General features: G+C 69.6%; 19 protein-coding genes, 1 pseudogene and 1 riboswitch. Of the genes and pseudogenes, 12 read left to right on the forward strand and 8 right to left on the reverse strand.

From position 1 onward, the window contains the following. Window positions 1–3: 3 nt before the first annotated feature. Complete coding sequence (locus EZ216_RS01580; RefSeq protein ID WP_135247819.1) at window positions 4–1860, forward strand: AMP-dependent synthetase/ligase; 1857 nt, start codon at window positions 4–6, stop codon at window positions 1858–1860. 88 nt (window positions 1861–1948) lie between these two features. Further along, a complete protein-coding gene (locus EZ216_RS01585; RefSeq protein WP_135247820.1) occupies window positions 1949–3115 on the forward strand; it encodes an ABC transporter substrate-binding protein in 1167 nt (388 codons plus the stop codon). Between the two features lie 123 nt (window positions 3116–3238). Here the strand turns inward: EZ216_RS01585 and EZ216_RS01590 are convergent, their stop codons facing one another. The 5 genes from EZ216_RS01590 to EZ216_RS01610 all read right to left on the reverse strand — a co-directional run bounded on the left by EZ216_RS01590 (window position 3239) and on the right by EZ216_RS01610 (window position 12468). Next, window positions 3239–7612: an ATP-binding protein gene (locus EZ216_RS01590; RefSeq protein WP_135247821.1), complete on the reverse strand. Its 4374-nt coding sequence runs from the start codon at window positions 7610–7612 to the stop codon at window positions 3239–3241. A gap of 133 nt (window positions 7613–7745) precedes the next feature. Further along, window positions 7746–8084 carry a hypothetical protein gene (locus EZ216_RS01595; protein WP_135247822.1) on the reverse strand — a complete coding sequence of 113 codons (339 nt, stop codon included), beginning with the start codon at window positions 8082–8084 and terminating at the stop codon, window positions 7746–7748. 134 nt (window positions 8085–8218) lie between these two features. Beyond that, complete coding sequence (locus EZ216_RS01600; protein WP_135247823.1) at window positions 8219–8668, reverse strand: GNAT family N-acetyltransferase; 450 nt, start codon at window positions 8666–8668, stop codon at window positions 8219–8221. A 45-nt stretch (window positions 8669–8713) separates the two neighbouring features. Beyond that, window positions 8714–11776 carry an FAD-binding and (Fe-S)-binding domain-containing protein gene (locus tag EZ216_RS01605; protein ID WP_135247824.1) on the reverse strand — a complete coding sequence of 1021 codons (3063 nt, stop codon included), beginning with the start codon at window positions 11774–11776 and terminating at the stop codon, window positions 8714–8716. Next, window positions 11773–12468, reverse strand: coding sequence for a GntR family transcriptional regulator (locus tag EZ216_RS01610; protein ID WP_135247825.1), 696 nt, complete (start codon window positions 12466–12468; stop codon window positions 11773–11775). The genes EZ216_RS01605 and EZ216_RS01610 overlap by 4 nt, the downstream gene beginning before the upstream one ends. Before the next feature lie 95 nt (window positions 12469–12563). Between EZ216_RS01610 and EZ216_RS01615 the strand changes: the two genes are divergently transcribed. From EZ216_RS01615 to EZ216_RS22055, 6 genes and pseudogenes are all read left to right on the forward strand, one after another. Then, a complete protein-coding gene (locus tag EZ216_RS01615; RefSeq protein ID WP_135247826.1) occupies window positions 12564–13793 on the forward strand; it encodes a pyridoxal-phosphate-dependent aminotransferase family protein in 1230 nt (409 codons plus the stop codon). Window positions 13794–13907: 114 nt separating this feature from the next. Next, on the forward strand, window positions 13908–14873 hold the full coding sequence (locus EZ216_RS01620; protein WP_135247827.1) for a Bug family tripartite tricarboxylate transporter substrate binding protein: 966 nt from the start codon (window positions 13908–13910) through the stop codon (window positions 14871–14873). 147 nt (window positions 14874–15020) lie between these two features. Beyond that, a complete protein-coding gene (locus EZ216_RS01625; RefSeq protein WP_135247828.1) occupies window positions 15021–16223 on the forward strand; it encodes a CaiB/BaiF CoA transferase family protein in 1203 nt (400 codons plus the stop codon). Beyond that, window positions 16220–16999, forward strand: coding sequence for an enoyl-CoA hydratase/isomerase family protein (locus EZ216_RS01630; protein WP_135247829.1), 780 nt, complete (start codon window positions 16220–16222; stop codon window positions 16997–16999). The genes EZ216_RS01625 and EZ216_RS01630 overlap by 4 nt, the downstream gene beginning before the upstream one ends. Window positions 17000–17059: 60 nt before the next feature. After that, a complete protein-coding gene (locus EZ216_RS01635) occupies window positions 17060–17368 on the forward strand; it encodes a hypothetical protein (protein ID WP_135247830.1) in 309 nt (102 codons plus the stop codon). A gap of 69 nt (window positions 17369–17437) precedes the next feature. Beyond that, a pseudogene (locus tag EZ216_RS22055) lies at window positions 17438–18097 on the forward strand (alpha/beta fold hydrolase); the annotation flags it as partial. A gap of 27 nt (window positions 18098–18124) precedes the next feature. Here EZ216_RS22055 and EZ216_RS01645 read toward each other — a convergent pair. From EZ216_RS01645 to EZ216_RS01655, 3 genes are all read right to left on the reverse strand, one after another. Further along, window positions 18125–18940, reverse strand: coding sequence for a sulfite exporter TauE/SafE family protein (locus tag EZ216_RS01645; RefSeq protein WP_135247832.1), 816 nt, complete (start codon window positions 18938–18940; stop codon window positions 18125–18127). Between the two features lie 501 nt (window positions 18941–19441). Next, window positions 19442–19777 (reverse strand): cell division protein ZapA, encoded by a 336-nt coding sequence (locus EZ216_RS01650; RefSeq protein WP_135247833.1) that lies wholly within the window; start codon window positions 19775–19777, stop codon window positions 19442–19444. Window positions 19778–19787: 10 nt separating this feature from the next. Next, a complete protein-coding gene (locus EZ216_RS01655) occupies window positions 19788–20000 on the reverse strand; it encodes a cell division protein ZapB (RefSeq protein ID WP_135247834.1) in 213 nt (70 codons plus the stop codon). A gap of 37 nt (window positions 20001–20037) precedes the next feature. Beyond that, window positions 20038–20309, forward strand: a riboswitch (cobalamin riboswitch). A gap of 69 nt (window positions 20310–20378) precedes the next feature. On the opposite strand from EZ216_RS01655, the gene EZ216_RS01660 reads away from it, so the two are divergent. The 4 genes from EZ216_RS01660 to EZ216_RS01675 are packed head-to-tail and all read left to right on the forward strand — an operon-like array spanning window position 20379 to window position 24681. Continuing rightward, window positions 20379–22325, forward strand: coding sequence for a TonB-dependent receptor (locus EZ216_RS01660; protein ID WP_135247835.1), 1947 nt, complete (start codon window positions 20379–20381; stop codon window positions 22323–22325). A gap of 19 nt (window positions 22326–22344) precedes the next feature. Further along, window positions 22345–23154, forward strand: coding sequence for a cobalamin-binding protein (locus EZ216_RS01665; RefSeq protein ID WP_135249086.1), 810 nt, complete (start codon window positions 22345–22347; stop codon window positions 23152–23154). Then, window positions 23147–23824, forward strand: coding sequence for a bifunctional adenosylcobinamide kinase/adenosylcobinamide-phosphate guanylyltransferase (locus EZ216_RS01670; protein WP_135247836.1), 678 nt, complete (start codon window positions 23147–23149; stop codon window positions 23822–23824). The genes EZ216_RS01665 and EZ216_RS01670 overlap by 8 nt, the downstream gene beginning before the upstream one ends. Further along, window positions 23821–24681: an ABC transporter substrate-binding protein gene (locus EZ216_RS01675; protein WP_135247837.1), complete on the forward strand. Its 861-nt coding sequence runs from the start codon at window positions 23821–23823 to the stop codon at window positions 24679–24681. The genes EZ216_RS01670 and EZ216_RS01675 overlap by 4 nt, the downstream gene beginning before the upstream one ends. The last annotated feature ends 65 nt before the right edge of the window (window positions 24682–24746 follow it).

The raw sequence follows: 24746 nt of genomic DNA on the forward strand, positions 1-24746 counted from the left end.
GGCATGAGCAACCTCTGGAACGCCCACCGCATCGAGCCGCGCGAAGGCCTGGTCATCGAAGGCGACACCATCCCCGCCATCTTCTGGAACGGCGTGCGCCGGCGCGGCCCGCACGTGTGGATGCGGCAGAAGGAGCTGGGCCTGTGGCGCAGCTGGACCTGGGACGCGGTGGGCGCCATCGTGCGCGAAGTCGCCGGCGGCCTGATGGCGCTGGGCTTCTCCGCGCGCGACACCGCTTCCGTGCTGGCCAACACGCGTGCCGAGTGGGTGTGGGCCGACCTGGCGGTGCTCAGCGCGGGCGGCGTGTGCAACGGCATCTACCCCACCGATTCGCCCTCGCAGGTGCACTACCTGTGCGAAGACTCGGGAACCTCGGTGCTGTTCGTCGAGGACGAGGAGCAGTTGGACAAGGCGCTGGAAGTTCGCGCGCAACTGCCGCACCTGCGCAGGATCGTCGTGATGGACATGGAGGGCTTGCGCGAACTGCGCGACCCCATGGTGGTGAGCCTGGACGCCTTGCGCGCGCTGGGCCGCGACCACAACGCGCAGCACCCGCAGGCGCTGGACCAGCGGATGAATGCGCTGCGCGGCGACGAACTCGCCATCCTGGTCTACACGTCCGGCACCACCGGCAAGCCTAAGGGCGCGATGCACAGCCACGGCGCGCTGGCCTACATCACGCGCGCGTACAACCCGCTGCTGCCGCAGGACGAGCGCGACGAGCGCATGTGTTTCCTGCCGCTGTGCCACATCGCCGAGCGCATCGGCGGCGAGTACCTGCCGGTGTATTCGGGCGCGAAGATCAACTTCGTCGAGAACCCCGAGACGGTGCCGGAGAACGTGCGGGAGATCCAGCCGACGGTGTGCACCGCCGTGCCGCGCGTGTGGGAGAAGTTCTATTCGGCGGTGGCCATCGCGCTGCGCGAGTCCAGCCGGCTGCAGCAGGCCACCTACGCGTGGTCCATCGGGGTGGGGCAGCGCGTGGCCGACCGCGTGCTGGCGGGCCAGCCGGTGCCGGCGGGGCTGAAGCTGCAGTTCCTGGCGGCGCGCGCGCTGGCGCTGGACAACGTGCGAAAGCTGATCGGCATCCACCGGGCGCGGTTCCTGGTGACGGGCGCGGCGCCCATCTCGCCCGAGCTGATCCGCTGGTACCTGGCGCTGGGGGTGCCCATGCTGGAGGCCTGGGGAATGACCGAAACGTGCGGCGTGTCCAGCCTGGTGCCGCCCGCGCGCATCAAGCCCGGCTCCATCGGCCCGGCGGGCGCGCACAACCAGATGCGCATCGACCCGGCCTCGGGCGAGATCCAGGTGAAGGGCCCGAACGTCTTCATGGGCTACCTCAACCAGCCGGAGAAGACGGCCGAGTCGTTCACGCCGGACGGCTGGTTCCGCACCGGCGACGTGGGCACCGTGGACAACGACGGCTACTTCCGCATCACCGACCGGATGAAGGACATCATCATCACGGCCGGCGGCAAGAACATCACGCCCAGCGAATTCGAGAACGAGCTGAAGTTCTCGCCGTATGTCACCGACGCCGTGGTCATCGGCGACAAGCGTCCGTTCCTCACGGCCATCGTCATGATCGACCAGGAGAACGTCGAGAAGTACGCGCAGGACCACGACGTGCCTTTCAGCAACTACGCCAGCCTGGCGCGCGCGCCGCAGGTGCAGGAACTGATCCAGCGCGAGATCGACCGCGTGAACGCGAAGTTCGCGCGGGTGGAGCAGGTCAAGAAGTTCTTCCTGCTGGACACCCAGCTGACCGCCGAGGACGAGGAGCTCACGCCGACGATGAAGCTCAAGCGCAAGCTGGTGGAGCGCAAGTACTCGCCGCAGGTCGAGGCGATGTACCGCTAGCGGTTACCCCAAGCGGGTCGGCCCGCTTGACAGGCGAGGGGGCGCCTGAAGAATGCCCCGCACCCACCCAACGAGTCGAGGAGACGACATGCGCAGCACCCGCACTTTCCTGGCCGCCGCGGCCCTGGCCGTCGCGGCTTCACCCGCCCTTGCGCAGCAGCAGGGCGTGGGCAAGAACGAGATCCTGATCGGCACCATCCAGGACCTGTCGGGCCCGCTGGCCGGCTTCGGCAAGCAGGCGCGCAACGGCATGCAGCTTCGCGTGGACGAACTGAACGAGCAGGGCAGCATCCACGGCCGCAAGCTGAAGCTGCTGGTGGAAGACGACGGCTACGACCCGAAGAAAGCGGTGCTGGCGGCTCAGAAGCTGGTGAACCAGGACAGGATCTTCCTGATGGCGGGCCACCTGGGCACGGCGCAGAACATGGCGGCGATGCCGGTGCAGTTCGAGAAGGGCGTGGTCAACTTCATGCCCATCACGGCCGCGCGCGAGATGTACGAGCCGCTGCACAAGCTGAAGTATTCGTTCGCCGCGACCTACTACGACCAGATGCGCCTGGCGTTGCCCAAGCTGGTGAAGGACAAGCAGGCCAGGAAGGTCTGCACCCTCTACCAGGACGACGACTTCGGGCTGGAAGTGCTGCGCGGCGCCGAGGCGGGGCTCAAGACCATCAACATGGACCTGGCCGAGAAAACCACGTACAAGCGCGGCGCCACCGACTTCTCGTCGCAGGTGGCGCGCATGAAGGGCGCGGGCTGCGACTTCGTGGTGCTGGGCACCATCATCCGCGAGACTATCGGCACCATCGGCGAAGCGCGCAAGACCGGCTTCAGCCCCACGTTCCTGGGTTCCAGCGCGGCGTACACCGACCTCATCCACAAGCTGGGCGGCAAGGCCATGGACGGCCTGTACGCCACCATGACGGTGCAGAACCCCTACCTGGACGAAGCCTCGCAGCCGATCCGCTTCTGGGCCAACAAGTACAAGACCAAGTTCAACGAAGACCCCACCGTGTTCTCGGTGTACGGCTACAGCATCGTCGACTGGTTCATCAAGGCGGCGCAGAAGGCCGGCCCCAACCTCACGACCGATTCGTTCGTGAAGACCATGGACTCGATCAGCTTCGACACCGACATGTTCGGCGCCGCGCCGGCCACCTACGGCCCGAACAAGCGCCTGGGCAGCGACCTGTCGCGGTTGTCGCAGATCCAGGACGGGAAGTGGAAGGTGATTTCGGACTACGTGAAGCCCTGATGCCTGTCATGGCGGGCTTGACCCGCCATCCATCCCCGGCGGGCCGAATGCGCGTCATCACCGGGCAGGAGGTGGATGCCGGGTCAAGCCCGGCATGACAAAGGGCAGGGGCCGGCGGTGCCCCTAAGCGCGCACCGTCCCGCCGACCTTCGACAGCACCAGCTCCAGCGCCTCGATCTCGGCCGGCTTGACCAGGTGGTCGTCGAAGCCGGCTTCGCGGGTGCGCTGGCGGTCCTCGGCCTGGCCCCAGCCGGTGAGGGCGACGATGTGCATCTGCCCGCGGTGCGGGTGCCCGGCCAGCCGCGAAACCACCTCGTAGCCGTCCATGCCCGGCATGCCCAGGTCCAGCAGCACCAGCTGCGGCCGGTATTGGTCCACCGCGGCCAGCGCGTCGGGGCCACCGTAGACCACCTGGGCGCGCGCGCCCATCATCTCCAGCATCGCGGCCAGGCTGTCGGCCGCGTCGCGGTTGTCGTCCACCACCAGCACCAGCGGGCCGTCGTCCGATGGCATCTGCCAGCTCATCGCGCCGCGGCGGTCCGGCGGCTGCGCCACCGAGCCCTCGGCCAGCGGCAGGCGCACCTCGAACATTGAGCCGTGCCCCAGGCCTCCGCTGCGCGCCTGCACGCGGCCGCCGTGCAGCTCCACCAGGCTTCGCACGATGGACAGACCGATGCCCAGTCCGCCCTGCGCGCGTGCGGCGGACCGGTCCACCTGCACGAAGGGCTGGAACACTTCCTCCAGCATGTCGGGCGCCAGGCCCATGCCGTTGTCCTGCACCACCACCACGGCCTCGCTGTCGCGGCCTTGCGCCGACAGCGAGATGTGGCCGCCGGGTTCGGTGTACTTGGCCGCGTTGTTCAGCAGGTTGGTGAACACCTGGCCCAGGCGCATCGCGTCGCCGTCCACGTACAGGCCCGCCACCGCGTCCACGTCCGCGTGCAGCGAATGGCGCGCGGCTTCCACCACCGGACGGCAGCTCTCCGCGGCGCCCACCAGCACCTCGTGCAGCGACAGGCGCCCGCGCTGCAGCACGACCTTGCCCGAAGTGATGCGCGACACCTCCAGCAGGTCGTCCACCAGGCGCACCAGGTGGTCGATCTGCCGCCGCATCATGGCCTGCACGCGCGCGCCGCCGTCCGGGCCGCCGCCCAGCGCCAGCAGCTGCACGCCGTTGCGCAGCGGCGCCAGCGGGTTGCGCAGCTCGTGCGCCAGCGTGGCGATGAACTGGTCCTTGCGCCGCTCCACCTGCTGCAGGGCGGCGTGCGCCTGGCCCAGGGCCTCGGCGTCCTCGCGCTGGCGGCGCTGCACCTGGGCGCGTTCGAAAGCTTCCCAGCAGCGCTGCGCGGCCGCCTGCACCAGCTGCACCTCGGACTCGATCCAGTGGCGCGGTTCGCGCTGGTGCACGCCGATGCCGGCTACCAGCCGGTCGCCGCGCAGGATGCCGCAAGAGATGGTGGCCCCGATGCCCGCCTGCCGGTAGGGCTGGCGGCCGTCGGCCGTGCGTTCGTCCCGGTCCACGTCGTGCGAGACGAACGGGCGGCTCGCCTTGTACAGGCGCAGGTGCTCGCGGCCCGCGTCCGACAGGCGGATGCGGCCCCGCATGGATGACACGTTCGCGCCGCGGCGGAACTCGCCGCGCACTTCCGCGCTGTCGCCGTCGCCGTCCACCAGCGCCCAGATGCAGCGGTCGGCGCCCAGGTGGTGGCCGATGGCGCGCACCGCCTCGCACAACACGGCCTCGGGGTCGTCCAGGTGGCGCATCAGGCGGTCGAACTCGGCCAGGAAGCGCTGCTGCGACTCGCTCTCGCGGATGCTGCGCTCCATCAGGCGCGTCTGCAGCACGTCGCGGAAATACAGCGACAGGCCGCCCGAAGCCACCGGGTAGATGTTGACTTCGAACCACGCGGCCAGCGGGTTGTACGGGCCTTCGACGGTGAGCGCCACGCGCTCGCGCATGGCGCGCCTGAAAGGCTCCTCGAACGCGGAGCTGGCCACCTCGGGGAACACGTCCCACAGGCTGCGGCCCAGCATGTTCTCGCGCGGGCGGCCGTACAGGCCCTCCGCCGCGCGGTTGACATAGGTGAAGCGCCAGTCGGCGTCCACCGCGACGAAGCCTTCGGTGATGCTTTCCAGCACCCGCTCGACTTCGGTGCGCAATTCCTGCTCGCGGCGCATGGCCTGCTGGCGCACCTGCGTCAGCCGCATCGCGCCCGACACGCGCGCCAGCAGCTCGCGCGCGTGGAAAGGCTTCACCAGGAAGTCGTCGGCGCCGGCTTCCAGCGCGCGCAGCCGGGCGTCCTCGCCTGCGTTGGCCGACAGCATGATGACCGGCAGCGTGGCCGTCGCCGGGTCCCTGCGCAGCCGCCGCAGCAGCTCGAAGCCGTCCATGCCACCCATCATCGCGTCGGTCAGCACCAGGTCCGGCACGCGGTCGTCGATGCGGCTGAGCGCCTGCCAGCCGTCGGCGGCGGTGCGCACCTCGTGCTCGCGCCCGAGCAGGCGGCCCAGGTAGTGCCGCATGTCGGCGTTGTCGTCGACCAGCAGCACCGAGCCGCGGCCCGCCGCGGCGGGGCACGCCAGCCGCTCGGGTTCCGCGGCGCGTGCTTCGCCGCCTTCCACCGCTTCCGCACCGTCCGGCGCCGCGCCTTCCAGCCAGCTTTCCACTTCCTCGATCCAGCCGGCGGACGCGATGGACGGCATGAACGAGGCTTCCTGGTGCACGACCTGGTCCGGCGGCAGGTGGGCGTGGCCCCAGGGCACGTCCACGCGGAAGGTGCTGCCTTCGCCGAGGCGGCTTTGCACGTCGATCGCCGCGCCATGCATGCGCGTGAGCTCGGCCACCAGCGCCAGGCCGATGCCGCTGCCTTCGATGGTGCGGGCCTGCGCGCCTTCCACGCGGAAGAAGCGGTCGAACACGCGGGGCAGGGCTTCCTCGGGGATGCCGATGCCGGTGTCGCGCACTTCGAGCCTGACCACGTCGCCTGCTGCGTGCAGCCGCACCTCGACCCGGCCGCGCAGCGTGTACTTGATCGCGTTGGACAGCAGATTGAAGACCACCGTCTCCCACATGGCGCGGTCGATGTAGATCGGCTGGGCCAGCTCGTCGCACCGCACGTCCAGCACCAGCCCCGCCTTGCGCGCGGCCGAATCGAAGAAGCTGGCCAGCTCGGTCGTGTAGGCCGCCAGGTCCATCGGCTGGAAGCAGGCCTGCATGCGGCCGGCTTCGATGCGCGAGAAGTCCAGCAGCGCGTTCACCAGCCGCTGCAGCCGCTGTCCGTTGCGCTGCGCCAGCACGAGCGATTCGCGCGCCGGGCCGTCCAGCGTGCGGCTCTCCAGCAGTTCGCCCATCGGGCCCAGCATCAGCGACAGCGGCGTGCGCAGCTCGTGGCTGACGTTGGAGAAGAACGTTGTCTTGGCGCTGTCCAGCGCGGCGAGCGACTGCGCGCGCTGGCGCTCTTCCTCGAAGCTGCGCGCGTCGGCGATGGCGCTGGCCACCTGCTGCGCGACGAGGCGCAGCCAGTCGCGGTATTCGCCGTCGAGCGGCCGGCGCGGGTTCAGGCCCGCTACCATGAAGCCGGCGGTGCCCCCGGTGGGCGCGGGCAGGGGCAGCACCAGCGCGTCCTGCACCGGTTCTTCCCATGGGCCGGCGGGCACGCGGGCGTACTGGTCCAGCCGGGTGACCTGCAAGGGCTCGCCGCCGGAGGCGACGTCCGCGAAAGGCCACAGGCCGGGTTCGTCCAGGCGCGATCGCAGGACGGCGATGCGTTCGTCCTGCACGCCCGCGCCCGCGGCCAGTTGCAGCGCGCTGCCGTCCTGCAGGTACAGCAGCATGAAAGGCAGGTCGTGCGTGTTGGCCGACAGGGACAGCACCGCGGCTTCGCACGCTTCCTGCGCGTTGCGCGAATCCAGCACCGCGGCGGACAGGTCGCCCAGCGTCTTGAGCCGCCGCTCGCCCAGCACGCGCGAGGTGTCGTCGGTGCAGGTGCAGAACACGCCGCCCACCTCGCCCGCGTCGTTGAAGCAGGGGCTGTACGAGAAGGTGAAGTAGGTTTCCTCGACGTAGCCCTTGCGCTGCATCGTCAGCAGCACTCGGTCGTTCCAGGTGGACGTGCCGTGCTGCATGACGGAATCGCCCTGGGGCCCCAGCACGTCCCAGATCTCGGCCCACGTCTCACGCGCCGAGCGGCCCAGCGCCCACGGGTGGCGCGGCCCCAGCACCTCGCAGTAGGCGTCGTTGTAGATGCCCACCAGCTCCGGGCCCCACCAGATGAACATGGGGTAGCGCGAGCCGAGCATCAGCCGTACCGCGCTCTTCAGGCTCTGGGGCCAGCCTTCCGCCGGGCCGAGCGGCGTGGATGCCCAGTCGAACTCCGACACCAGGGCGGCCATTTCGCTGCCGGCGATGGCCTCGGCCTTCGCCGTGGGCCCGGCCAGCAGCGAGCCGGCCGCGGCGCGTGCGGAAGGCGCGAACATCGATCGGACGGGCTCGTTCATGGGCGGGTACTGCGGGTTGCCGCGGGACGCGGCAACCAAAGGCGCCACGCGCGGGGCGCCATCTGGCCCCTTCGCGTGCCGCTTGTCAAACGCTCAGCCAGCGCGGCATGCCGCCATGGATGAGTTCAGTGGGTCAGTGGGGCTTGGGGTCCCGGTACGGCGTGGCGCCGGCCGTGCCGAGCGCGAACCACGCGTTGGCCAGGTCGGACGTCCACTGGATGGAGTGCTGCCAGCCGGCCATCATCAGCGCCGTCTGCACCGCCACCAGTTCCGCCGGGTTGGTGGCCATGCGCAGCTGGTGCGCGGCCTCCTGCTGCAGCAGGCCGGCGCGCCGCGCCATCGTCTCCTGCAGATCGCCGGACGCGCGGACCATGGCGCCGGTGGTGCGGGCGATGGCCGCCGCCGGATGCGCGCTGTCCTGCGCGGCCTTGGAAGCGGCCGGCTTGTCGGTGTGGCTGGTGGTCTTGCGCATGCCCGTCTCTCCTTCAATTCGGGCTGCGAAGTCTAGGCGCGTTGCAACTCTGCCGTGACGTATCTCTGTGCAAAGCAGGAGGGTGCGAGGTCCCGGGCGGCTGCCGGGCGGCCGAGCAGCGAGAGCCGCCTTCGCTATTTCCGGCGGATCACGTAGCGGACGAAATCGTCGGCGCTGGTGAAGCGGTCGTACAAGGCGCGCGCGGCGGCGTTGTCGCTCTTCGTCATCCAGTAAAGACGTGCCCAGCCTTCGGCGCGCATCGCGTTGCGCAGCCACTCGATCAGCGCCCGGCCGGCGCCTTGCCCGCGCGCGGCCGGCGCCACGTACAGGTCTTCCAGGTAGCACACGGGCTGCGTCTCCCAGGTGTTCTCGTGCACCACGCAGTGCGCGAAGCCGCGCACGCGCCCGTCAACCTCGGCGACCACGCACATCACGGCCGAATCGGGATCGAGGACGCGCTTCCAGGTGCGCTGCGTCACTTCATCGGGAAGCGCGGCTTCGTAGAAGTCGCAGTAGCCCTTCCACAGCTCGCGCCACACGGGCTCGTCGCTGGGAAGGGCGGCTCGGATGAGGGGGGCGGCCATGCCGCCGATTCTGCCGGTGCGGGCTCGCCGCACCGGCATGCAGGGTCAAGCCGCCGGCAACTGCCGCGCCAGCAGCACCGCCGCGTGTACCGCTTCGCGGCCCGCGCCGTCGCGGATCTGGTGCCGGCAGCTGGTGCCGTCGGCGACGACGATCGCGTCGGGCGCGTTGCGCACCGCGGGCAGCAGGCTGAGTTCGGCCATCGCCATCGACACGTCGTGGTGCGCGGCTTCGTAGCCGAAAGCGCCGGCCATGCCGCAGCAGCTGCTTTCCACCAGCTCGGGCTGCGCGCCGGGGATGAGTTTCAGCAGTTTGAGTACCGGCGACACCGCGTCGAATGCCTTCTGGTGGCAATGGCCGTGCACCAGGATCTTCCGCGTCACGGGCCGCAGCTTGGCCTTCAGCTCGTCCAGGCGGCCGGCGTCGAGCTCGCGCGCGAGGAACTCCTCCAGCAGCAGCGCATGTGCGGCGATCTTCTGCGCGGGAGCGCCCAGGCCCAGCGACAGGTGCTCATCGCGCAGCGAGAGCAGGCAGGACGGCTCCAGGCCGACGATGGCGATGCCGCGCTCGGCGAACGGGGAGAGCGCCTCCACCACTTCGCGTGCCTTGCGGCGGGCTTCGTCGACTTGGCCGGTGGCGAGGTAGGTGCGGCCGCAGCAGAGGTGGCCGCCGTCGTCGTTCGCCTTGGTGGCGACGTGCACGGTGTAGCCCGCCGCTTGCAGCAGAGCGAGCGCGGCGCGCGCGTTTTCGGATTCGAAGTGGCCGTTGAACGTGTCGACGAACAACACCACCGGCTTTGCGGCCGCGAGGACTTGGTCCCTGCTCGCCGTCGCAGGCCGTTCACGGAAGAAATGGTCGGCGCGCCATTCCGGCAGTCTGCGGCGCGCGGAGAACCCCAGCATCTTCTCGCCCAGCCGCGCCAGCAGCGGCACGCGGTTGCGAAGGTTCAGCAGCGGCGCGATGCGGGCGGCGTGGCGCGCGTAGTCGGGCAAGCGCGCCACGAGCTTGTCCTTCAGCGTCCAGCCGTGGCGCGCATGCCAGTGGTGCAGGAACTCCACCTTCATCTTCGCCATGTCCACGCCGGTAGGGCAGTCGCGCTTGCAGCCTTTGCAGGACACGCACAGGTCCATGGCATCGCGCACTTCCGGATTCGTGATGCCTTGCGGCCCCAGCTGCCCCGACAGCGCCAGCCGCAGCGTGTTGGCGCGGCCGCGGGTCAGGTGCTTCTCGTCGCGCGTGACGCGGTAGCTGGGGCACATCGTCCCCGCGTCGAACTTGCGGCAGTGCCCGTTGTTGTTGCACATCTCCACGGCCTTGGCGTAGCCGTGCGCCGGATCGCCGCCGGTGCCGGGGCGCGTGGTCTTCTCGGTGGAAGGGTCGTTCTGCACGTCCCAGCCACGCCAGTCCAGCGCGGGCTGCAGCGGGATGACCTTGTAGCTGGGCGGGAAGCGCATCAGCCGCGTGTCGTCCATGCGGGGCGCGTCGACGATGCGGCGCGGGCAGAGCAGGTGCTGCGGATCGAACAGGTCCTTGATGCGCGCGAAGGCTTCGGTGATGCGAGGGCCGAACTGCCACTGGATCCATTCGCCGCGGCACAGGCCGTCGCCGTGCTCGCCGCTGTAGGCGCCGCGGTACTTGCGCACCAGCGCGGACGCTTCCTCGGCGATGGCGCGCATTTTGGGCGCGCCGCCCTGCCGCATGTCCAGGATCGGGCGCACGTGCAGCGTGCCCACGGACGCGTGCGCGTACCAGGTGCCGCGCGAGCCGTGCTTGCGGAACACCTGCGTCAGCGCGTCGGTGTACTCGGCCAGGTGCTCCAGCGGCACCGCGCAGTCCTCGATGAAGCTGACCGGTTTGCCGTCGCCTTTCAGGCTCATCATGATGTTGAGGCCGGCCTTGCGCACTTCCCACAGCGCCTTCTGCGCGCCGTCGTCTTCCAGCCGCACCACGGAACCGGGCAGGCCCAGGTCGCCCATCAGCTGCACCAGGCGGTCCAGGTGCTTCACCAGCGGTGCCTTCTCCGGGCCGGAGAACTCCACCAGCAGCACAGCGTCGGGCTGGCCGATGACCGCGCCGCGCACGATGGGCGCGAAGGCGGGGTTCTGCAGCGACAACTCGATCATCGTGCGGTCGACCAGTTCGACCGCCGTGAGTGTCCCTTCGCCGAGGCGCACGATGTGCTGCGCCGTGTCCATCGCCTTGTAGAAGGTCGGGAAGTTCACCACGCCCAGCACCTTCGCGCGCGGCAGCGGCGCCAGTTGCAGCTTCAGGCTGCGCGTGACGGCCAGCGTGCCTTCGCTGCCCACCAGCAGGTGCGCGAGGTTGACGGAGCCGTCGGCCGTGTAGGGCTTGGGGTTCTGGTTGCGGAAGACGTCCAGGTTGTAGCCGGCCACGCGGCGCAGCACCTTGGGCCACATCGCGTCGATGTCGGGCGCCAGGTCGCCGGCCATCTGCCGCACCTGCTCGCCGATGCCGCGGACGAAGCCGGCCGCTTCGTCGAACTTGCCGAAGCGGTGCAGCTGGCCGTCGGCGGTCCAGGCGTCGATGCCCAGCACGTTGTGGACCATGTTGCCCCACGCGATGCTGCGGCTGCCGCAGGAGTTGTTGCCCGCCATGCCGCCCAGCGTGGCCTGCGCGCTGGTGGACACGTCCACCGGGTACCACAGGCCGTGCTGCTTCAGCGCGGCGTTCAGGTGGTCCAGCACCAGGCCGGGCTCGACCACCGCGGTGCGATTGGCGGCATCGACTTCGAGGATGCCGCGCACGTGCTTGGAGCAATCGATGACGAGGCCCGCGCCCACGGTCTGGCCGCACTGGCTGGTGCCGCCGCCGCGCGGCACGATGGGGACCTTCAGGTCGCGGCAGATGTCCAGCGCCAGGCGGATGTCTTCCGCCACGCGCGGCACGAACACGCCGACGGGCGTCTCCTGGTAGATGGACGCGTCGGTGGCATAGCGGCCGCGGTCGGCGGGGGAGAACAGCACTTCGCCCTGCGTTTCCTTCGCCAGGCGCTGCGCCAGCTTGCCGGCGATGTCGTTGGTGACCGATGCGACGCGGTCGTAAGCGCCGGCAGCTTCGCGCGCGACGGTGAGGGGCAAGGGCGCGTTCATTCGCGGGCCTTCCGGCGCGGCGTCGGCCTGGCGTCCTCGCGCAGCTGTTCCAGCACGGTGTCGCGCTTGTTGTGCAGGTGCGTGACCAGCACGGTGCGCAAGGCCGCGGCGTCGCGCGCGGCAAGGGCTTCGATCATCTTCTCGTGTTCCTTGACCGCGCGCTTCCACTTGGCGCCATCCTGGTTGGAGCGGAAACGCAGCGCCTGCAGGCGCGCGTTGACCTGGTTGTAGGTGGTGGTCAGCACCGGGTTCTTGGCCGCGGCGTTGATGGCGCGGTGGATGCGCGCGTTGAGGCTGTAGTAGGCCGACAAGTCCTTGCGCGTGTACGCGGCCATCATCTCGAAGTGCAGGGCCTGGATCTCCGCGAGTTCGGCGTCGGTGATGCGCTGCGCGGCCAGTTCGCCCGACAGGCCTTCCAGCCCGGCCATCACCTCGAAGGTGTTCACCACGTCGGCTTTGCCCAGCGCCAGCGCGATGGCGCCGCGGTTGGGCACCAGTTCCACCAGGCCTTCGGCGGCCAGCATCTTGATCGCCTCGCGCAGCGGCGTGCGCGAAACCTTGAGCTGTTCGCACAGCTCGCGCTCATTGAGCTTGGCGCCCGGCGCGATGCGGTTTTCCACCAGCATCTGGCGCAGGCGCTGCGCCACCTGCTCGTGCAGGGCCGCGCGCGGGATGGAGATGACGTCGGCCATGAGGCGGATTGTATGCAAATTTCGCCACTGTCCGGCTGAGCATGTCGGGGAATGTCCGGATGCGAGGCGAATTTTGTATGCAAAAATGCGCCACCATGCTGACGCTCGATTTCCATCCCACCGGCCGCCACTTCCTGCAGATCCCGGGGCCTTCGCCGGTACCCGACCGCATCCTGCGAGCCATGAGCCTGCCCACCATCGACCACCGCGGGCCCGAGTTCGCCTTGCTGGGCAAGCGCGTGCTCGCGGGCATGCAGCGCATCTTCCAGACGAAGCACCCCGTGGTGATCTATCCCGCTTCCGGCACCGGTGCATGGGAGGCCGCGCTGGCCAACACGCTGTCGCCCGGCGACGCGGTGCTGATGTACGAGACCGGCCACTTCGCCAGCCTGTGGAACAGGATGGCCACGCGCCTGGGGCTGCAGACCGAGTTCCTCGGACTGCCGGGCGTGGAGGGCTGGCGGCGCGGCGTGCAGGCGGACCTGATCGAGAAGCGCCTGCGCGAAGACTCGCAGCACCGCATCAAGGCCGTGTGCGTGGTGCACAACGAAACGTCCACCGGCGCCACCAGCGACATCAAGGCGGTGCGCAAGGCCATCGATGCCGCGAAGCACCCGGCGCTGCTGATGGTGGACAGCATCTCCGGCCTGGCGTCGGCCGAGTACCGCCACGATGAGTGGGGCGTGGACGTCTGCGTCAGCGGCTCGCAGAAAGGGCTGATGCTGCCGCCGGGCATCAGCTTCAACGCGCTGTCGCCCAAGGCGCTGGAGGTGAGCAAGAACGCGAAGCTGCCCAAGTCGTTCTGGGCCTGGGACGAGATGGTCGAGATGAACAAGACCGGCTACTTCCCCTACACGCCCAACACCAACCTGCTGTACGGCCTGGCCGAAGCCTGCGACATGCTGCTGGAAGAGCAGCAGGGCGGGCTGGACACGGTGTTCGCCCGCCACCAGCGTTGGGCCGAAGGCGTGCGCGCGGCGGTGAGGGCCTGGGGCCTGGAGATCCAGTGCGCCGATCCGTCCGTGTATTCGCCGGTGCTCACCGGGGTGGTGATGCCTGATGGCGTGGACGCCGACAAGGTGCGCCAGCTGATCTACGAACGCTTCGACCTGTCGCTGGGCACCGGCCTGGGCAAGGTGAAGGGCCGCATGTTCCGCATCGGCCACCTGGGCGACTGCAACGACCTGACGCTGGTGGCGGCGCTGGGCGGCTGCGAGATGGGCCTGAAGCTGTCCGGCGTGAAGCTGGCCGGCTCGGGCGTGCAGGCCGCGATGGACCACTTCGCTTCGCACGCGTCCGCGGTGCCGCTGAAGAAAGCCGCATGACAAATGACCTTGCTGCGCTTTGATGACGAATGACCAAGTCATCCAGCCGCAGCGGGTCATTCGTCATTGAGCGAAGCGAAGTCATTCGTCATTGATTCAAACAAGGAGACAAGCATGCAACGCAGAACCTTCGCCGCCGGTGTAGCGGCCACCCTGGCCGCGCCGTTGGTGCGCGCGCAGAACCTGCCTGCGGGGCCGGTGCGCATCATCGTGGGCTTCGCGCCCGGCGGCGGCACGGACATCCTGGCGCGCGTCATCGGCCAGAAGCTCGGCGACATGTGGAAGACGTCGGTCCTCGTGGAGAACCGCGCGGGTGCGTCGGGCACCATCGCCGCCGATTACGTGGCCAAGCAGCCGGGCGACGGCAACACGCTGCTGATGGCGCACATCAACAGCCAGGCCATCACGCCCGGCCTGCAGAAGGTGAACTACGACCCGGCCAGGGACTTCGCGCCCATCGTGCTGGTGGGCGTGACGCCCAACCTGCTGATCTGCAACGAGCACCAGCCCGCCAAGACGGTGGCCGACCTCGTGAAGCTGTGCCGCGACAACCCGGGCAAGGTGGCTTTCGGCAGCGCGGGCACGGGCAGCGCGCAGCACCTGGCGCTGGAGATGTTCATGCTGGCCGCCAAGGTCAAGGCCATCCACGTGCCGTACAAGGGCTCGGGCCCCATGCTCACCGACCTGATCGGCGGGCAGATCCAGTACAGCTTCGACACCATGACCGCCGCCACGCCGCACGTGAAGAGCGGCAAGGCCATCGCCATCGCGCAGACCCGACAGCAGCGCGTGAGCGCCTACCCGAACGTGCCGACGATGGCCGAGTCGGGCTTCCCCGGCTTCGAAGCGACGACCTGGTACGGCCTGGCCGGCCCCGCGAAGATGCCGGTGGCCATGGCCAAGCGCATGAACGAGGACGTGAACAAGGTGATGCTGATGCCCGACGTGCAGGAGAAGCTTGCGGCTTCGGGTGCGCAAGACGGCGGCGGCTCCACCGAAAAGTTCGGCGAGTTCATGGCGGCCGAACAGGTCAAGTGGGCCAAGATCATCAAGGACGGCGGCGTCAAGGGCGAGGTCTGAAAACCCGAAAGCGGACGCCCTTACGCGGAGTTCGCGGAGGGAGCGCAGAGTACGCAGAGAAGAAAAAAAACTTAAAAGGTTTTCTCTGCGATCTCTGCGTAACCTCCGCGAACTCTGCGTAAGGGAGCCCGCATTCGAAGTACTCCAATGACACAACCGCTCCCCTTACAAGGCGTCAAGGTCCTCGACATCAGCCAGGTGATGGCCGGCCCGTATGCGTGCATGCTGCTGGGCGACCTGGGTGCCGACGTGATCAAGATCGAACCGCCGGGCACGGGCGACCAGACGCGCGGGTCCATGGGGTTCAAGATGAAGGGCGCCGACTCGCTCGGCTTCCTGAACATGAACCGCAACAAGCGCAGCATCGCGCTGGACCTCAAGACCGAGGCCGGCAAGTCGGTGCTGCTGCGGCTGGCGAGGGACGCCGACATCCTGGTCGAGAACTACCGCCCCGGCGCCATGCGCCGCCTGGGCCTGGGCTACGAAGAGCTGCGCAAGGTGAACCCGAAGCTGGTCTACACCAGCATCTCGGGCTTCGGCCAGACGGGTCCGTGGGCCGACCGGCCCGGTTTCGACCTGATGGCGCAGGCCATGTCGGGCGTGATGAGCGTCACCGGCTACCCCGACAGCCCGCCGGTGAAGGCGGGCGTGCCGGTGGCCGACATCGGCTGCGCGCTGTTCGCGATCTACGCCACGCTGGCCGCGTACATCGGCGCGAAGAACACGGGGCAGGGCCAGTACGTGGACGCCGCGCTGTTCGATTCGGTGATGGCGTTTTCGGTCTGGGACATCTGCGACTACTGGGGCACGGGCGTGCCACCGCAGCCGCTGGGCACGTCCAACAAGATGACCGCGCCGTACCAGGCGATGGCTTCGTCCGACGGCCACTTCGTGATGGGCGCCAACAACCAGAAGCTGTGGACGCAGCTGTGCCAGCTGATGGGCCGCGAGGAACTGCTGCAGGACGAGCGCTTCACCACCATCGCGCTGCGGCTGAAGCACCGGCAGGCGCTGCAGGACGAGTTGGAAAAAACTTTCCGCACGAAGCCCAAGGACTACTGGGTCGACACGCTGCTGGCCAACGGCATCCCCGCCGGGCCCATCCTGTCGTACCCGGAAGCGTTCGGCAGCGAGCACGCCAAGGCGCGCCGCATGCGCATGGAGATCGAGCATCCCGTCGAAGGGCAGGTGCCCAACATCGGTTTCGCGGTGAAGCTGTCCGGCACGCCGCAGCAGGTGCGCCGCCATCCGCCGCTGCTGGGCGAGCACACGCACGAGGTGCTCGCCGAAGCAGGGGTCAGCGACGAAGAGATTGCGAACCTGAAGGCGCAAGGGGCGTTCGGCGCATGAGCGGCGAAGGCGCGGTCCACCTGCAGGTCGAAGGTCCCATCGCTTCGGTGACGTTCGATCGTCCCGAGGCACGCAACGCGATGACGTGGGCGATGTACGAATCGCTGGTGCGCCATTGCGGGCAGCTGCGCGACGACGCGTCGATCCGCGTGGTGCGCTTCCGCGGCGCCGGCGGGCAGGCCTTCGTCGCGGGCACCGACATCGCCCAGTTCCAGGACTTCCGTTCCGGCGAAGACGGCGTGGCCTACGAAGAGCGCATCGACGCCTGCGTGCAAGCGGTCGAATCGCTGCCCATGCCCACCGTTGCGGTGCTGGAAGGCTGGGCCATCGGCGGCGGGCTGGCGCTGGCGACCGCCTGCGATTTCCGCATCGCCACGCCGGGCACCAAGCTGGGCGTGCCGATCGCGCGCACGCTGGGCAATTGCCTGTCGATGGCCAACGTCGCGCGGCTGGTTGCGGCGGTGGGGCGCCCGCGCGCGGAGCGGCTGCTGCTGCTGGCCGAGCTGCTCACCGCCGAGGAAGCGCATGCCGCCGGCTATGTGCTGCAGATCGCCGCGGCGGATGCCATCGGCCAGGCCGGCGACGAGCTGTGCGCGAAGCTGGCTTCGCTGGCACCCGTCACGCAGCGGGTGAGCAAGCAGGCGTTCAACCGCCTGCTGCACGCGCAGCTGCCCGGCGCCGCCGACCTGATCCGTGCGGCGTACGGCAGCGAAGACTTCCGCGAAGGCGTGACGGCCTTTGTCGGCAAGCGCGCGCCGCGCTGGCAGGGCCGCTGAGCCGCGGCCACACGGTGCCGTCCTACGGCGGCGCCCGGAAGCGGTGCCTACGATGGCCGCATGGCTCCCACCGAACCCATCGACCTGAGCGAGTCCGTCGCCGGCGAGGAAGACCCGGGCGCGTCCATCGACCTGGCCGTGCACACGCCGGCTTCGCCCGGCGCTTCGGACCGGCCCGCGGGCGGGCAGGGCGCGCGTCCCGGCGCGCCCACGCCGCCGATGGCGCCCGGTGATGAAGCACCCGTGGGAACGCCTGGCACCGGCGAAGACATCTGCCGCGCGTGCGGCGGCACCGGCCAGCTGAATGGCGGGCCGTGCCCCGAATGCGAGGGCACGGGCAAGGTGAACGTCGGCATCGGGGGAGCCTGAGCGCGGGTGTTCCTCGGTCCCTTGCCCCGGCGGCAATTGCTGCGCACGCCCGCGGGCCGCATCGAATACGTGCTGTCGGGCGAAGGCCCGCTGACGCTGCTGCTGTTCAACGGCGCGGGCGTCACGGCCGAAGACTGGTCGCGCCTGTATCCCGGCATCGAAAGCATCGGCCGCGTGCTGGCGTGGAACCGCGCGGGCGTCGGCCGCAGCGCGAAGCCGGTCTCGCCGCAAACCGGCAGCGTGGTGGTGGACTCGACGCGTGCGCTCCTGGACGCGCTGCAGTTGAAGCCGCCGTACCTGCTGGTCGGCCACTCGCTGGGTGGTTTGCATGCGCAGCTGTTCGCGCGCCGTTTTCCCCATGACGTGGCCGGCGTGCTGCTGCTCGAAGCCACGCACCCGCGCGACCGCGAGCAGCTGAAGGGCCACGAAGGCCACCTGGCGAAAGTGCTGTCGCGCGTGCTGTCGCTGCCGCAGAAACTGTTTCGCGCCAACCTGCATTCGGAGATGGACTGGATCGACGCCACCGCGCGCGAAGTGGAGACGGCGCCGCCGTTTCCGGCCGTGCCGCTGGCGGTGATGTCGGGCGGCAACGATCCGCCGGTGTGGCTGGTGCCGCCCGAAGTCCTGCGCGCGCGGCGCGCGCACCAGCGGGAACTGGCGATGCTGTCGCCGCGCGGCCGCCAGGTGATCGCCCGCCGCAGCGGGCACTTCCCCCAGCTGACGCAGCCTTCGCTGGTGCTGGAGGTGCTGCGCGAGTTAGGCCGCGAAGCCCTTGTAGAGCATGTAGGCCGCCAGCAGGTAGAGGATGGTGGCGAACACGCGCTTGAGCTTGCCGACGGGCAGCGCGTGCGCGGCCCTGGCGCCGAGCGGCGCGGTGAAGACGCTGCACGCCGCGATGACCACCAGCCCCGGCAGCCAGATGTAGCCGAAAGAGGCGGGCGGCAGGTTGGCGACCTTCAGGCCGCTGGCGACGTAGCCCGCGACGTTGGCCACCGCGATGGGAAAGCCGAGCGCGGCGGACGTGGCCACGGCGTTGTGGATGGCGATGTTGCACCAGGCCATGAACGGCACGCTGATGAAGCCGCCGCCGGCGCCCACCAGCCCTGAGATGAAGCCGATGACGCCGCCCGCGGCGACGGTGCCCGCGGTGCCGGGCATCTGGCGCGTGGGCTTGGGTTTCTTGTCCAGGAACATCTGCGTGGCCGAGAAGCCGACGAACAGGCCGAACACGATCGCCAGCACGTTGCCCTTGAGCAGCGCGAACACGCCCAGGCTGCCGATCAGGCTGCCGATGACGATGCCGGGCGCCAGCGCCTTCACGATGTCCCAACGCACAGCGCCGCGCTTGTGGTGCGCGCGCACGCTGGAAATGGAGGTGAAGATGATGGTGGCCATCGACGTGGCGATGGCCATCTTCACCGTCAGGTCCGCCGGCACGCCGCGCGCGTCGAGGATGATGGTGAGGAAGGGCACCATGATCATCCCGCCGCCGATGCCCAGCAGCCCGGCGAGGAAACCGGTGCCGATGCCCAGCGCCGCGAGTTCGAGAAGGAGGGGAAGGCCGAGGTCCATGGGGCTGCGATTGTCCCGCAAGCCCAGCCGTGAAAGCTGACGGTGAAGTCGCAGGTGCTTTGCGCCGGAGACATCACTCGCCAAAGACAAAGGCCGGATCGCTCCGGCCTTTGTCATGGATAGGTGTCTGCAGCTAGGCACCGGACCGGCATCCTGAACCGGGGGTTCAGGTGGGCGAGGTCATCCTGGCGTTGGGATCATCTGACGCGAGACGTTCACGCTCGCCAGGTTTGTTCCAAGCCCGGGCTCATACGAGCATTGGTTCAAGGAAATATAAAGCCCGGCACGCACTGCAGACGGAGGCCATTCTAGGTCGTCATCGCGGCGGGTGGGGGCGGCTGGCGCGTAAGACACCGACGCATTTCGGAGAAGGCGTTGACGAGCTTGACAGCGACTCCGTCATCCCCTGCGAAAGCGGGGATCCATGGCTTTGCTGAATACGCAGAACACGGACGCCTTGGATTCCCGCCTTCGCGGGAATGACGCCATTGGAAGCCCCGGTCAGATCAGGCGGCCGTCGTCGCCCAGTGCGCCATCCAGCCGCTGCAGCAGCTGCGCGAGGCGCGGGTCGTCGTGGCCGTTCGCGGGCGCGGCCACCGGGGCGGGTGCGGCCGCACGCGGCGCGGCATCGCGGTCGGCGATGTCGAAAGCCAGGTTCAGCGCCGCCAGCACCGCGATGCGGTCGCGCGCCTTCACCTTGCCCGCATCGCGGATGCGGCACATGGCGGTGTCCACCTTCTCCACCGCTTCCAGCAGGCGGCTTTCCCCGCCTTCCGGGCAGCCGAGCAGGTAGCTCTGGCCCATGATCTGCACTTCGATCTGCTTGGTGGCGGCCATGGCGGAAAGTTCAGGACGCCGCGTTGATGTCGGGCAGGCGTTCGAGCAGCGCGTCGACGCGCGAGCGGGCGGCCGACAGGCGCGAGCGGAGCGAATCGCGTTCGTGGGTGAGGACTTCGACCTGCTGCGCGAGCAGCGCGTTGGTGCGCTGCAGTTCCTCGTAGCGAACGAGCAGGCGCTCGACTCGTTCGGCGATCTGTTCGACCTGGGAAGCGCTGGCCATAAGTGGAAAGGATTGTAGGGTTGCGTTTCACGAATGCACCTAAAATCGCCCCGTTGGTGCTCGCGGTGTGGTTCGCATGCCGCAGTTCAACGGGAAGCAGGAAGCCCCCTGCCCACCGCGCACTCAGTGCGCGGCACGGCGACCAGGGCCAACCTGCGCTGCCCCCGCAACGGTAAGCGGATGGCGCCTCGTCAAGGGCGCCCGCCCCATCACAGCAGCCACTGGCAGGCGCCCGACACGGCGCCACCGGGAAGGCGATGGACGCGACTCTCCGCCAGCCCGGATACCGGCCAACAAGGTGGCCGCGCCCCGTGCGCGGCCGTGTCGCCCAGTGCCGGCGGGGAAGCCGGCCAGGGCAACCAGTGTCTTCGTTCATCCATGAACCCTTTGGTCCCACCGGCGCAACGCGCCGTCCTGGCCGCGTCGGTCCTCGCCGCGCTGCTGCCCCTGTCCGTGTCCGCCCAGACGACGTCGTCGTTGCCGGGTGTGATGGTCAACGCCACCCGCTTCCCGGAAGAAGCACGCCCGCTGCCGTTCGGCGTGAGCGTGATCACCGCCGGGGAGATCGAGCGCTCCGGCGCCACCACCGTCAACGACGCGATCATGCGCATCCTCGGCGTGGTCGGCCGCCAGGACTTCTACGGCGGCGGCGAGTACAACCTCGACCTGCGCGGCTTCGGCAGTACCGCCGACGTCAACCAGGTGATCATCGTCGACGGCGTGCGGCTGTCCGAGTCCGACCTCGGCGGCACGCGGCTCGCCGGCATCCCCATCGACACCGTCGAGCGCATCGAAGTGCTGCGCGGCAGCGGCGCCGTGCTGTACGGCGAGGGCGCCACCGCCGGCGTGATCGTGATCACCACCAAGGCGGGCGCCGGCATCGTCCGCCCGAGCGGCGCCACGGTGCGCGCGGCCGCGGGCTCGTACGGCCTGCGCGACCTGCGCGCGGACGCGACGCTCAGCACGGGCGGCTTCCTGCTCGACGCCAATGCGCAAAAGCGCAAGGCCGACAACCACCGCGACAACTTCCGCTCGGACCTGGACGCTGCCGCCGTCACCGGCCAGTGGATCGGCGACACGGGCCGCGTCGGCATCCGCCTGTCGCGCGAAGACCTGGACACCGGACTGCCCGGCGCACTGACGCTCGCGCAGTACCAGGCCAATCCGCGGCAGACCACCACGCCGCTGGACCGCGCTTCCATCAACGGCCAGCGCGTGGGCGCCTTCGGCGAAGTGCGGCTGGGCGACTGGCAGCTGGGGCTGGACGTGGCGCATCGCGACAAGACGCTGCGCAGCATCAACGGCGGCTTCCCGTACGACTACGACATCGACGCCGACACCGCGTCGCTGCGCGCCCGCCACTCGGGCCGCTTCGGCTCGCTGCAGAACACCTTCGTCGCGGGCATTGATTCGCTGCACTGGCAGCGCGAGGTGCTGGGCGCGTTCGGCACGAAGGGCACGCAGCACTCCCGCGGCATCTACGTGAAGGACGACCTGACGTTCGCCACCGGCACGCGCGTATCGGCCGGCTGGCGCACCGAGCGCATCCGCAAGGACACGTCGGCCGCGCCCACGACGCCCGTCGCCGACACGCTGAACGCATGGGAACTGGGCGTGAGCCATCCGGTGCTGCAGGACGTGACCGCCTATGCGCGCACGGGCCGCAGCTTCCGCCTGGCCAACGTGGACGAGTTCAGCTTCACGCTGCCCGGCGCGCTGCTGCGCCCGCAGACGTCGCGCGACACCGAGCTGGGCGTGCGCTGGTCGTACGCCGGCGGCAGCATCGATGCGCGGCTGTTCCGCAGCCAGCTCACCGATGAGATCGGTTTCGATCCCAACGCCGCCAGCGTGTTCGGCCCGCTGCCGGCCAACATCAACTTCGACCCGACGCGCCGCCAGGGGCTGGAGATCGATGCCCGCCAGGAGCTGACCAAGCAGGTGGCGCTGCGGGCCAACGCCAGCGTGCGCCGCGCGACCTTCCGCAGCGGCCCTTATGCCGGCAAGGACGTGCCGCTGGCGCCGCGCCAGACGGCGTCCTTGCGCGCCGAGTGGCGTCCCTCGGCCGAGCACCTGCTCACGGGCGGCGTGAACTGGGTATCGTCTCAGCATCCGGACTTCGGCAACACCTGTTCCATGCCCGCCTACACCACCGCCGACCTGCGCTACGCCTACACCTGGCGCAACGCCGAGTTCTCGCTGGCGGCGTCGAACCTGTTCGACAAGAAGTTCTTCACGCAAGCCTTCGCCTGCGTGGCGGGCCAGCCGTCGGCGATCTACCCGGAACCGGGCCGCGCCGTCACCGCCGCCGTGAGGGTGAGCTTCTAAGGAGCAAGCGACTTTGGGCCTGCCCTCGTCCAGCCTGGCGCCGCGCCGCATCGTCTGCCTCACCGAGGAGACGACCGAGTGGCTGTACCTGCTGGGCGAGCAGGACCGCATCGCGGGCATTTCCGGCTACACCGTGCGGCCGCGCCGCGCGCGTGAGGAGAAGCCCAAGGTCAGCGCCTTCCTCTCCGCGAAGATCGACAAGATCCTCGCGCTTCAGCCGGACTGCGTGTTCGGCTTCTCCGACCTGCAGGCCGACATCGCGAGCCAGCTGGTGCGCCACGGCGTGCAGGTCACCATCTTCAACCAGCGCAGCGTGCAGGACATCTTCTCCATGCTGTACCAGGTGGCGGCCATCGTCGGCCGCGCCGAGAAGGGACTGGAGCTGCTGCGGGGCATGCGTGAGCGCCTGGACGCCATCGCCGCCGAAGCGGCGAAGCTGCCGCGCCGGCCGCGCGTGTTCTTCGAGGAATGGGACGAGCCGCCCATCAGCTGCATCCGCTGGGTGAGCGAGCTGGTGGGCATCGCCGGTGGCGACGACTGCTTCCCGGAACTCGCGAAGCAGCCCCTGGGCAAGGACCGCATCGTCGCGGATGCCGACGAGATCGTGCGCCGCAACCCGGACATCGTGGTCGGCTCGTGGTGCGGCAAGAAGTTCCGGCCGGAGCGTGTCGCCGCGCGCCCGGGGTGGGACGCGGTCAACGCGGTGCGTGACCAGCAGCTGTTCGAGGTGAAGTCCGCCGACATCCTGCAGCCGGGGCCCGCGGCCCTGACGGATGGCGTGGAGCAACTGCATCGCATCGTGAAGCAGTGGAGCGAGCGCCATGGCTGAACTGCATGTGGCCCGCAGCGAACTGATCCTGGGCGGCCAGAAGAGCGGCAAGACACGGCGCGCCGAATCGCTGGCCGCCGCGTGGCTGGCGCTGTCGCCGCAGCACGAAGCCGTGTACATCGCCACCGCGCAGGCTTGGGACGAAGAGATGCGCGAGCGCATCGCCCGCCATCGCCGCGACCGCGCCGAACGCGTGCCGCGCATGCGCACGGTGGAAGAACCGCTCGCGCTGGCGCACGCCATCGGCGCCAACAGCCGGCCGGAGACGCTGGTGGTGGTGGATTGCCTGACGCTGTGGCTCACCGCCAGCCTGATGCCGGCGGCGGGGCAGGGCGCGGGCGCTCGCCCCCACCCCAACCCTCCTCCGGAGGGGGAGGGAGCAGAAACCGACCGCGCATGTGAAGAGGGCATCTCTTTCTCCTCCCCCCTCCGGGGGGAGGCTGGGAGGGGGGCGCCCCCCTCCGTTTCCATCGCCTCCGCCGTCCATTCCTGCGCCGGCCCGCTCATCCTCATCAGCAACGAGATCGGCCTGGGCGTCATCCCGCTCGGCCGCGAGGTGCGCAACTTCGTCGACACGCTCGGCACGCTCAACCAGCAAGCCGCCGCCGCCTGCGAACGCGTGACGCTGATGTCCGCCGGCCTGCCGATGGTCCTGAAGGGCGCCGCATGAAGAGCCTCGTCGCGGCACTGCTTGCCTTCCTCGCGTTGGCCGCCAACGCGGTCACCGTCACCGACGATCGTGGTGTGGCCGTCACGCTGCGCGAGCCGCCCAAGCGCATCGTCACGCTGCTGCCTTCGCTGGCCGAAACCGTGTGCGCACTCGGCGCCTGCGACCGCCTGGCCGGCGTCGACGACTACGCCAACTATCCCGAGCAGGTGCGCCGCCTGCCCCACGTGGGCGGCCTGGACGACGCGCAGATCGAAAGCATCGTCGCCCTGAAGCCCGACGTGGTGCTGCTGTCGAACACCGCGCGCGCGCTCAACCGCCTGCAGGCACTGGGCGTGCCGGTGCTGGGCTTCGACCTGAAGACACTGGCCGACGCGAAGCGCGCGTTCGGCAAGATCGGCCAGTTGCTGGAGCTGCGCGGCGCCGACGCGGCCTGGCAGCGCATCGAAGCCGGCGTGGACGCCGCCGCGCGCAGCCTGCCGCCTTCCGTCCGCGGCACCACGGTGTACTTCGAAGTCAGCGCCGGGCCGTATGCGGCCAGCGAGTCGTCGCACATCGGCGAGCTGCTCGCGCGGCTGGGCGCCGCGAACATCGTGCCGGGCCGGCTGGGCTCGGTGCCTCTGCTCAACCCGGAATTCGTGGTGCGCGCTGACCCGCAGGTGGTGATGGTGTCGGACCGCGACGCGCAGGCGCTGCTCGCGCGTCCGGGCTGGTCGCGCATCCGCGCGCTGCGCGAAGGCCGCGTGTGCCGCTTCACGACGCAGCAGGGCGACGTCATCGTGCGGCCCGGCCCGCGGCTGGCGGAAGCGGCGCAGCTGCTGGCCGACTGCCTGGCGGGCCGCCTGAAGGGCGGGCGGTGAACGCCGATCACGCGCTCGACCCGCTCGCGGCGCCGGACCCGGTCGTCGCCGCGCAGGCGCGGCGC

The organism is Ramlibacter humi (genome assembly GCF_004681975.1).
Classification (GTDB): Bacteria; Pseudomonadota; Gammaproteobacteria; order Burkholderiales; family Burkholderiaceae_C; genus Ramlibacter; species Ramlibacter humi.

What these genes read in the sequence shown, in the direction of transcription:
- EZ216_RS01655 (WP_135247834.1), bottom strand. Translation starts at nt 20,000, where the DNA reads ATGGCCAGCGCTTCCCAGGTCGAACAGATCGCCGAACGAGTCGAGCGC.
- EZ216_RS01660 (WP_135247835.1), top strand. Translation starts at nt 20,379, where the DNA reads ATGAACCCTTTGGTCCCACCGGCGCAACGCGCCGTCCTGGCCGCGTCG.
- EZ216_RS01675 (WP_135247837.1), top strand. Translation starts at nt 23,821, where the DNA reads ATGAAGAGCCTCGTCGCGGCACTGCTTGCCTTCCTCGCGTTGGCCGCC.
- EZ216_RS01585 (WP_135247820.1), top strand. Translation starts at nt 1,949, where the DNA reads ATGCGCAGCACCCGCACTTTCCTGGCCGCCGCGGCCCTGGCCGTCGCG.
- EZ216_RS01610 (WP_135247825.1), bottom strand. Translation starts at nt 12,468, where the DNA reads ATGGCCGACGTCATCTCCATCCCGCGCGCGGCCCTGCACGAGCAGGTG.
- EZ216_RS01620 (WP_135247827.1), top strand. Translation starts at nt 13,908, where the DNA reads ATGCAACGCAGAACCTTCGCCGCCGGTGTAGCGGCCACCCTGGCCGCG.
- EZ216_RS01595 (WP_135247822.1), bottom strand. Translation starts at nt 8,084, where the DNA reads ATGCGCAAGACCACCAGCCACACCGACAAGCCGGCCGCTTCCAAGGCC.
- EZ216_RS01650 (WP_135247833.1), bottom strand. Translation starts at nt 19,777, where the DNA reads ATGGCCGCCACCAAGCAGATCGAAGTGCAGATCATGGGCCAGAGCTAC.
- EZ216_RS01630 (WP_135247829.1), top strand. Translation starts at nt 16,220, where the DNA reads ATGAGCGGCGAAGGCGCGGTCCACCTGCAGGTCGAAGGTCCCATCGCT.
- EZ216_RS01590 (WP_135247821.1), bottom strand. Translation starts at nt 7,612, where the DNA reads ATGAACGAGCCCGTCCGATCGATGTTCGCGCCTTCCGCACGCGCCGCG.
- EZ216_RS01625 (WP_135247828.1), top strand. Translation starts at nt 15,021, where the DNA reads ATGACACAACCGCTCCCCTTACAAGGCGTCAAGGTCCTCGACATCAGC.
- EZ216_RS01600 (WP_135247823.1), bottom strand. Translation starts at nt 8,668, where the DNA reads ATGGCCGCCCCCCTCATCCGAGCCGCCCTTCCCAGCGACGAGCCCGTG.
- EZ216_RS01615 (WP_135247826.1), top strand. Translation starts at nt 12,564, where the DNA reads ATGCTGACGCTCGATTTCCATCCCACCGGCCGCCACTTCCTGCAGATC.
- EZ216_RS01645 (WP_135247832.1), bottom strand. Translation starts at nt 18,940, where the DNA reads ATGGACCTCGGCCTTCCCCTCCTTCTCGAACTCGCGGCGCTGGGCATC.
- EZ216_RS01635 (WP_135247830.1), top strand. Translation starts at nt 17,060, where the DNA reads ATGGCTCCCACCGAACCCATCGACCTGAGCGAGTCCGTCGCCGGCGAG.
- EZ216_RS01670 (WP_135247836.1), top strand. Translation starts at nt 23,147, where the DNA reads ATGGCTGAACTGCATGTGGCCCGCAGCGAACTGATCCTGGGCGGCCAG.
- EZ216_RS01580 (WP_135247819.1), top strand. Translation starts at nt 4, where the DNA reads ATGAGCAACCTCTGGAACGCCCACCGCATCGAGCCGCGCGAAGGCCTG.
- EZ216_RS01605 (WP_135247824.1), bottom strand. Translation starts at nt 11,776, where the DNA reads ATGAACGCGCCCTTGCCCCTCACCGTCGCGCGCGAAGCTGCCGGCGCT.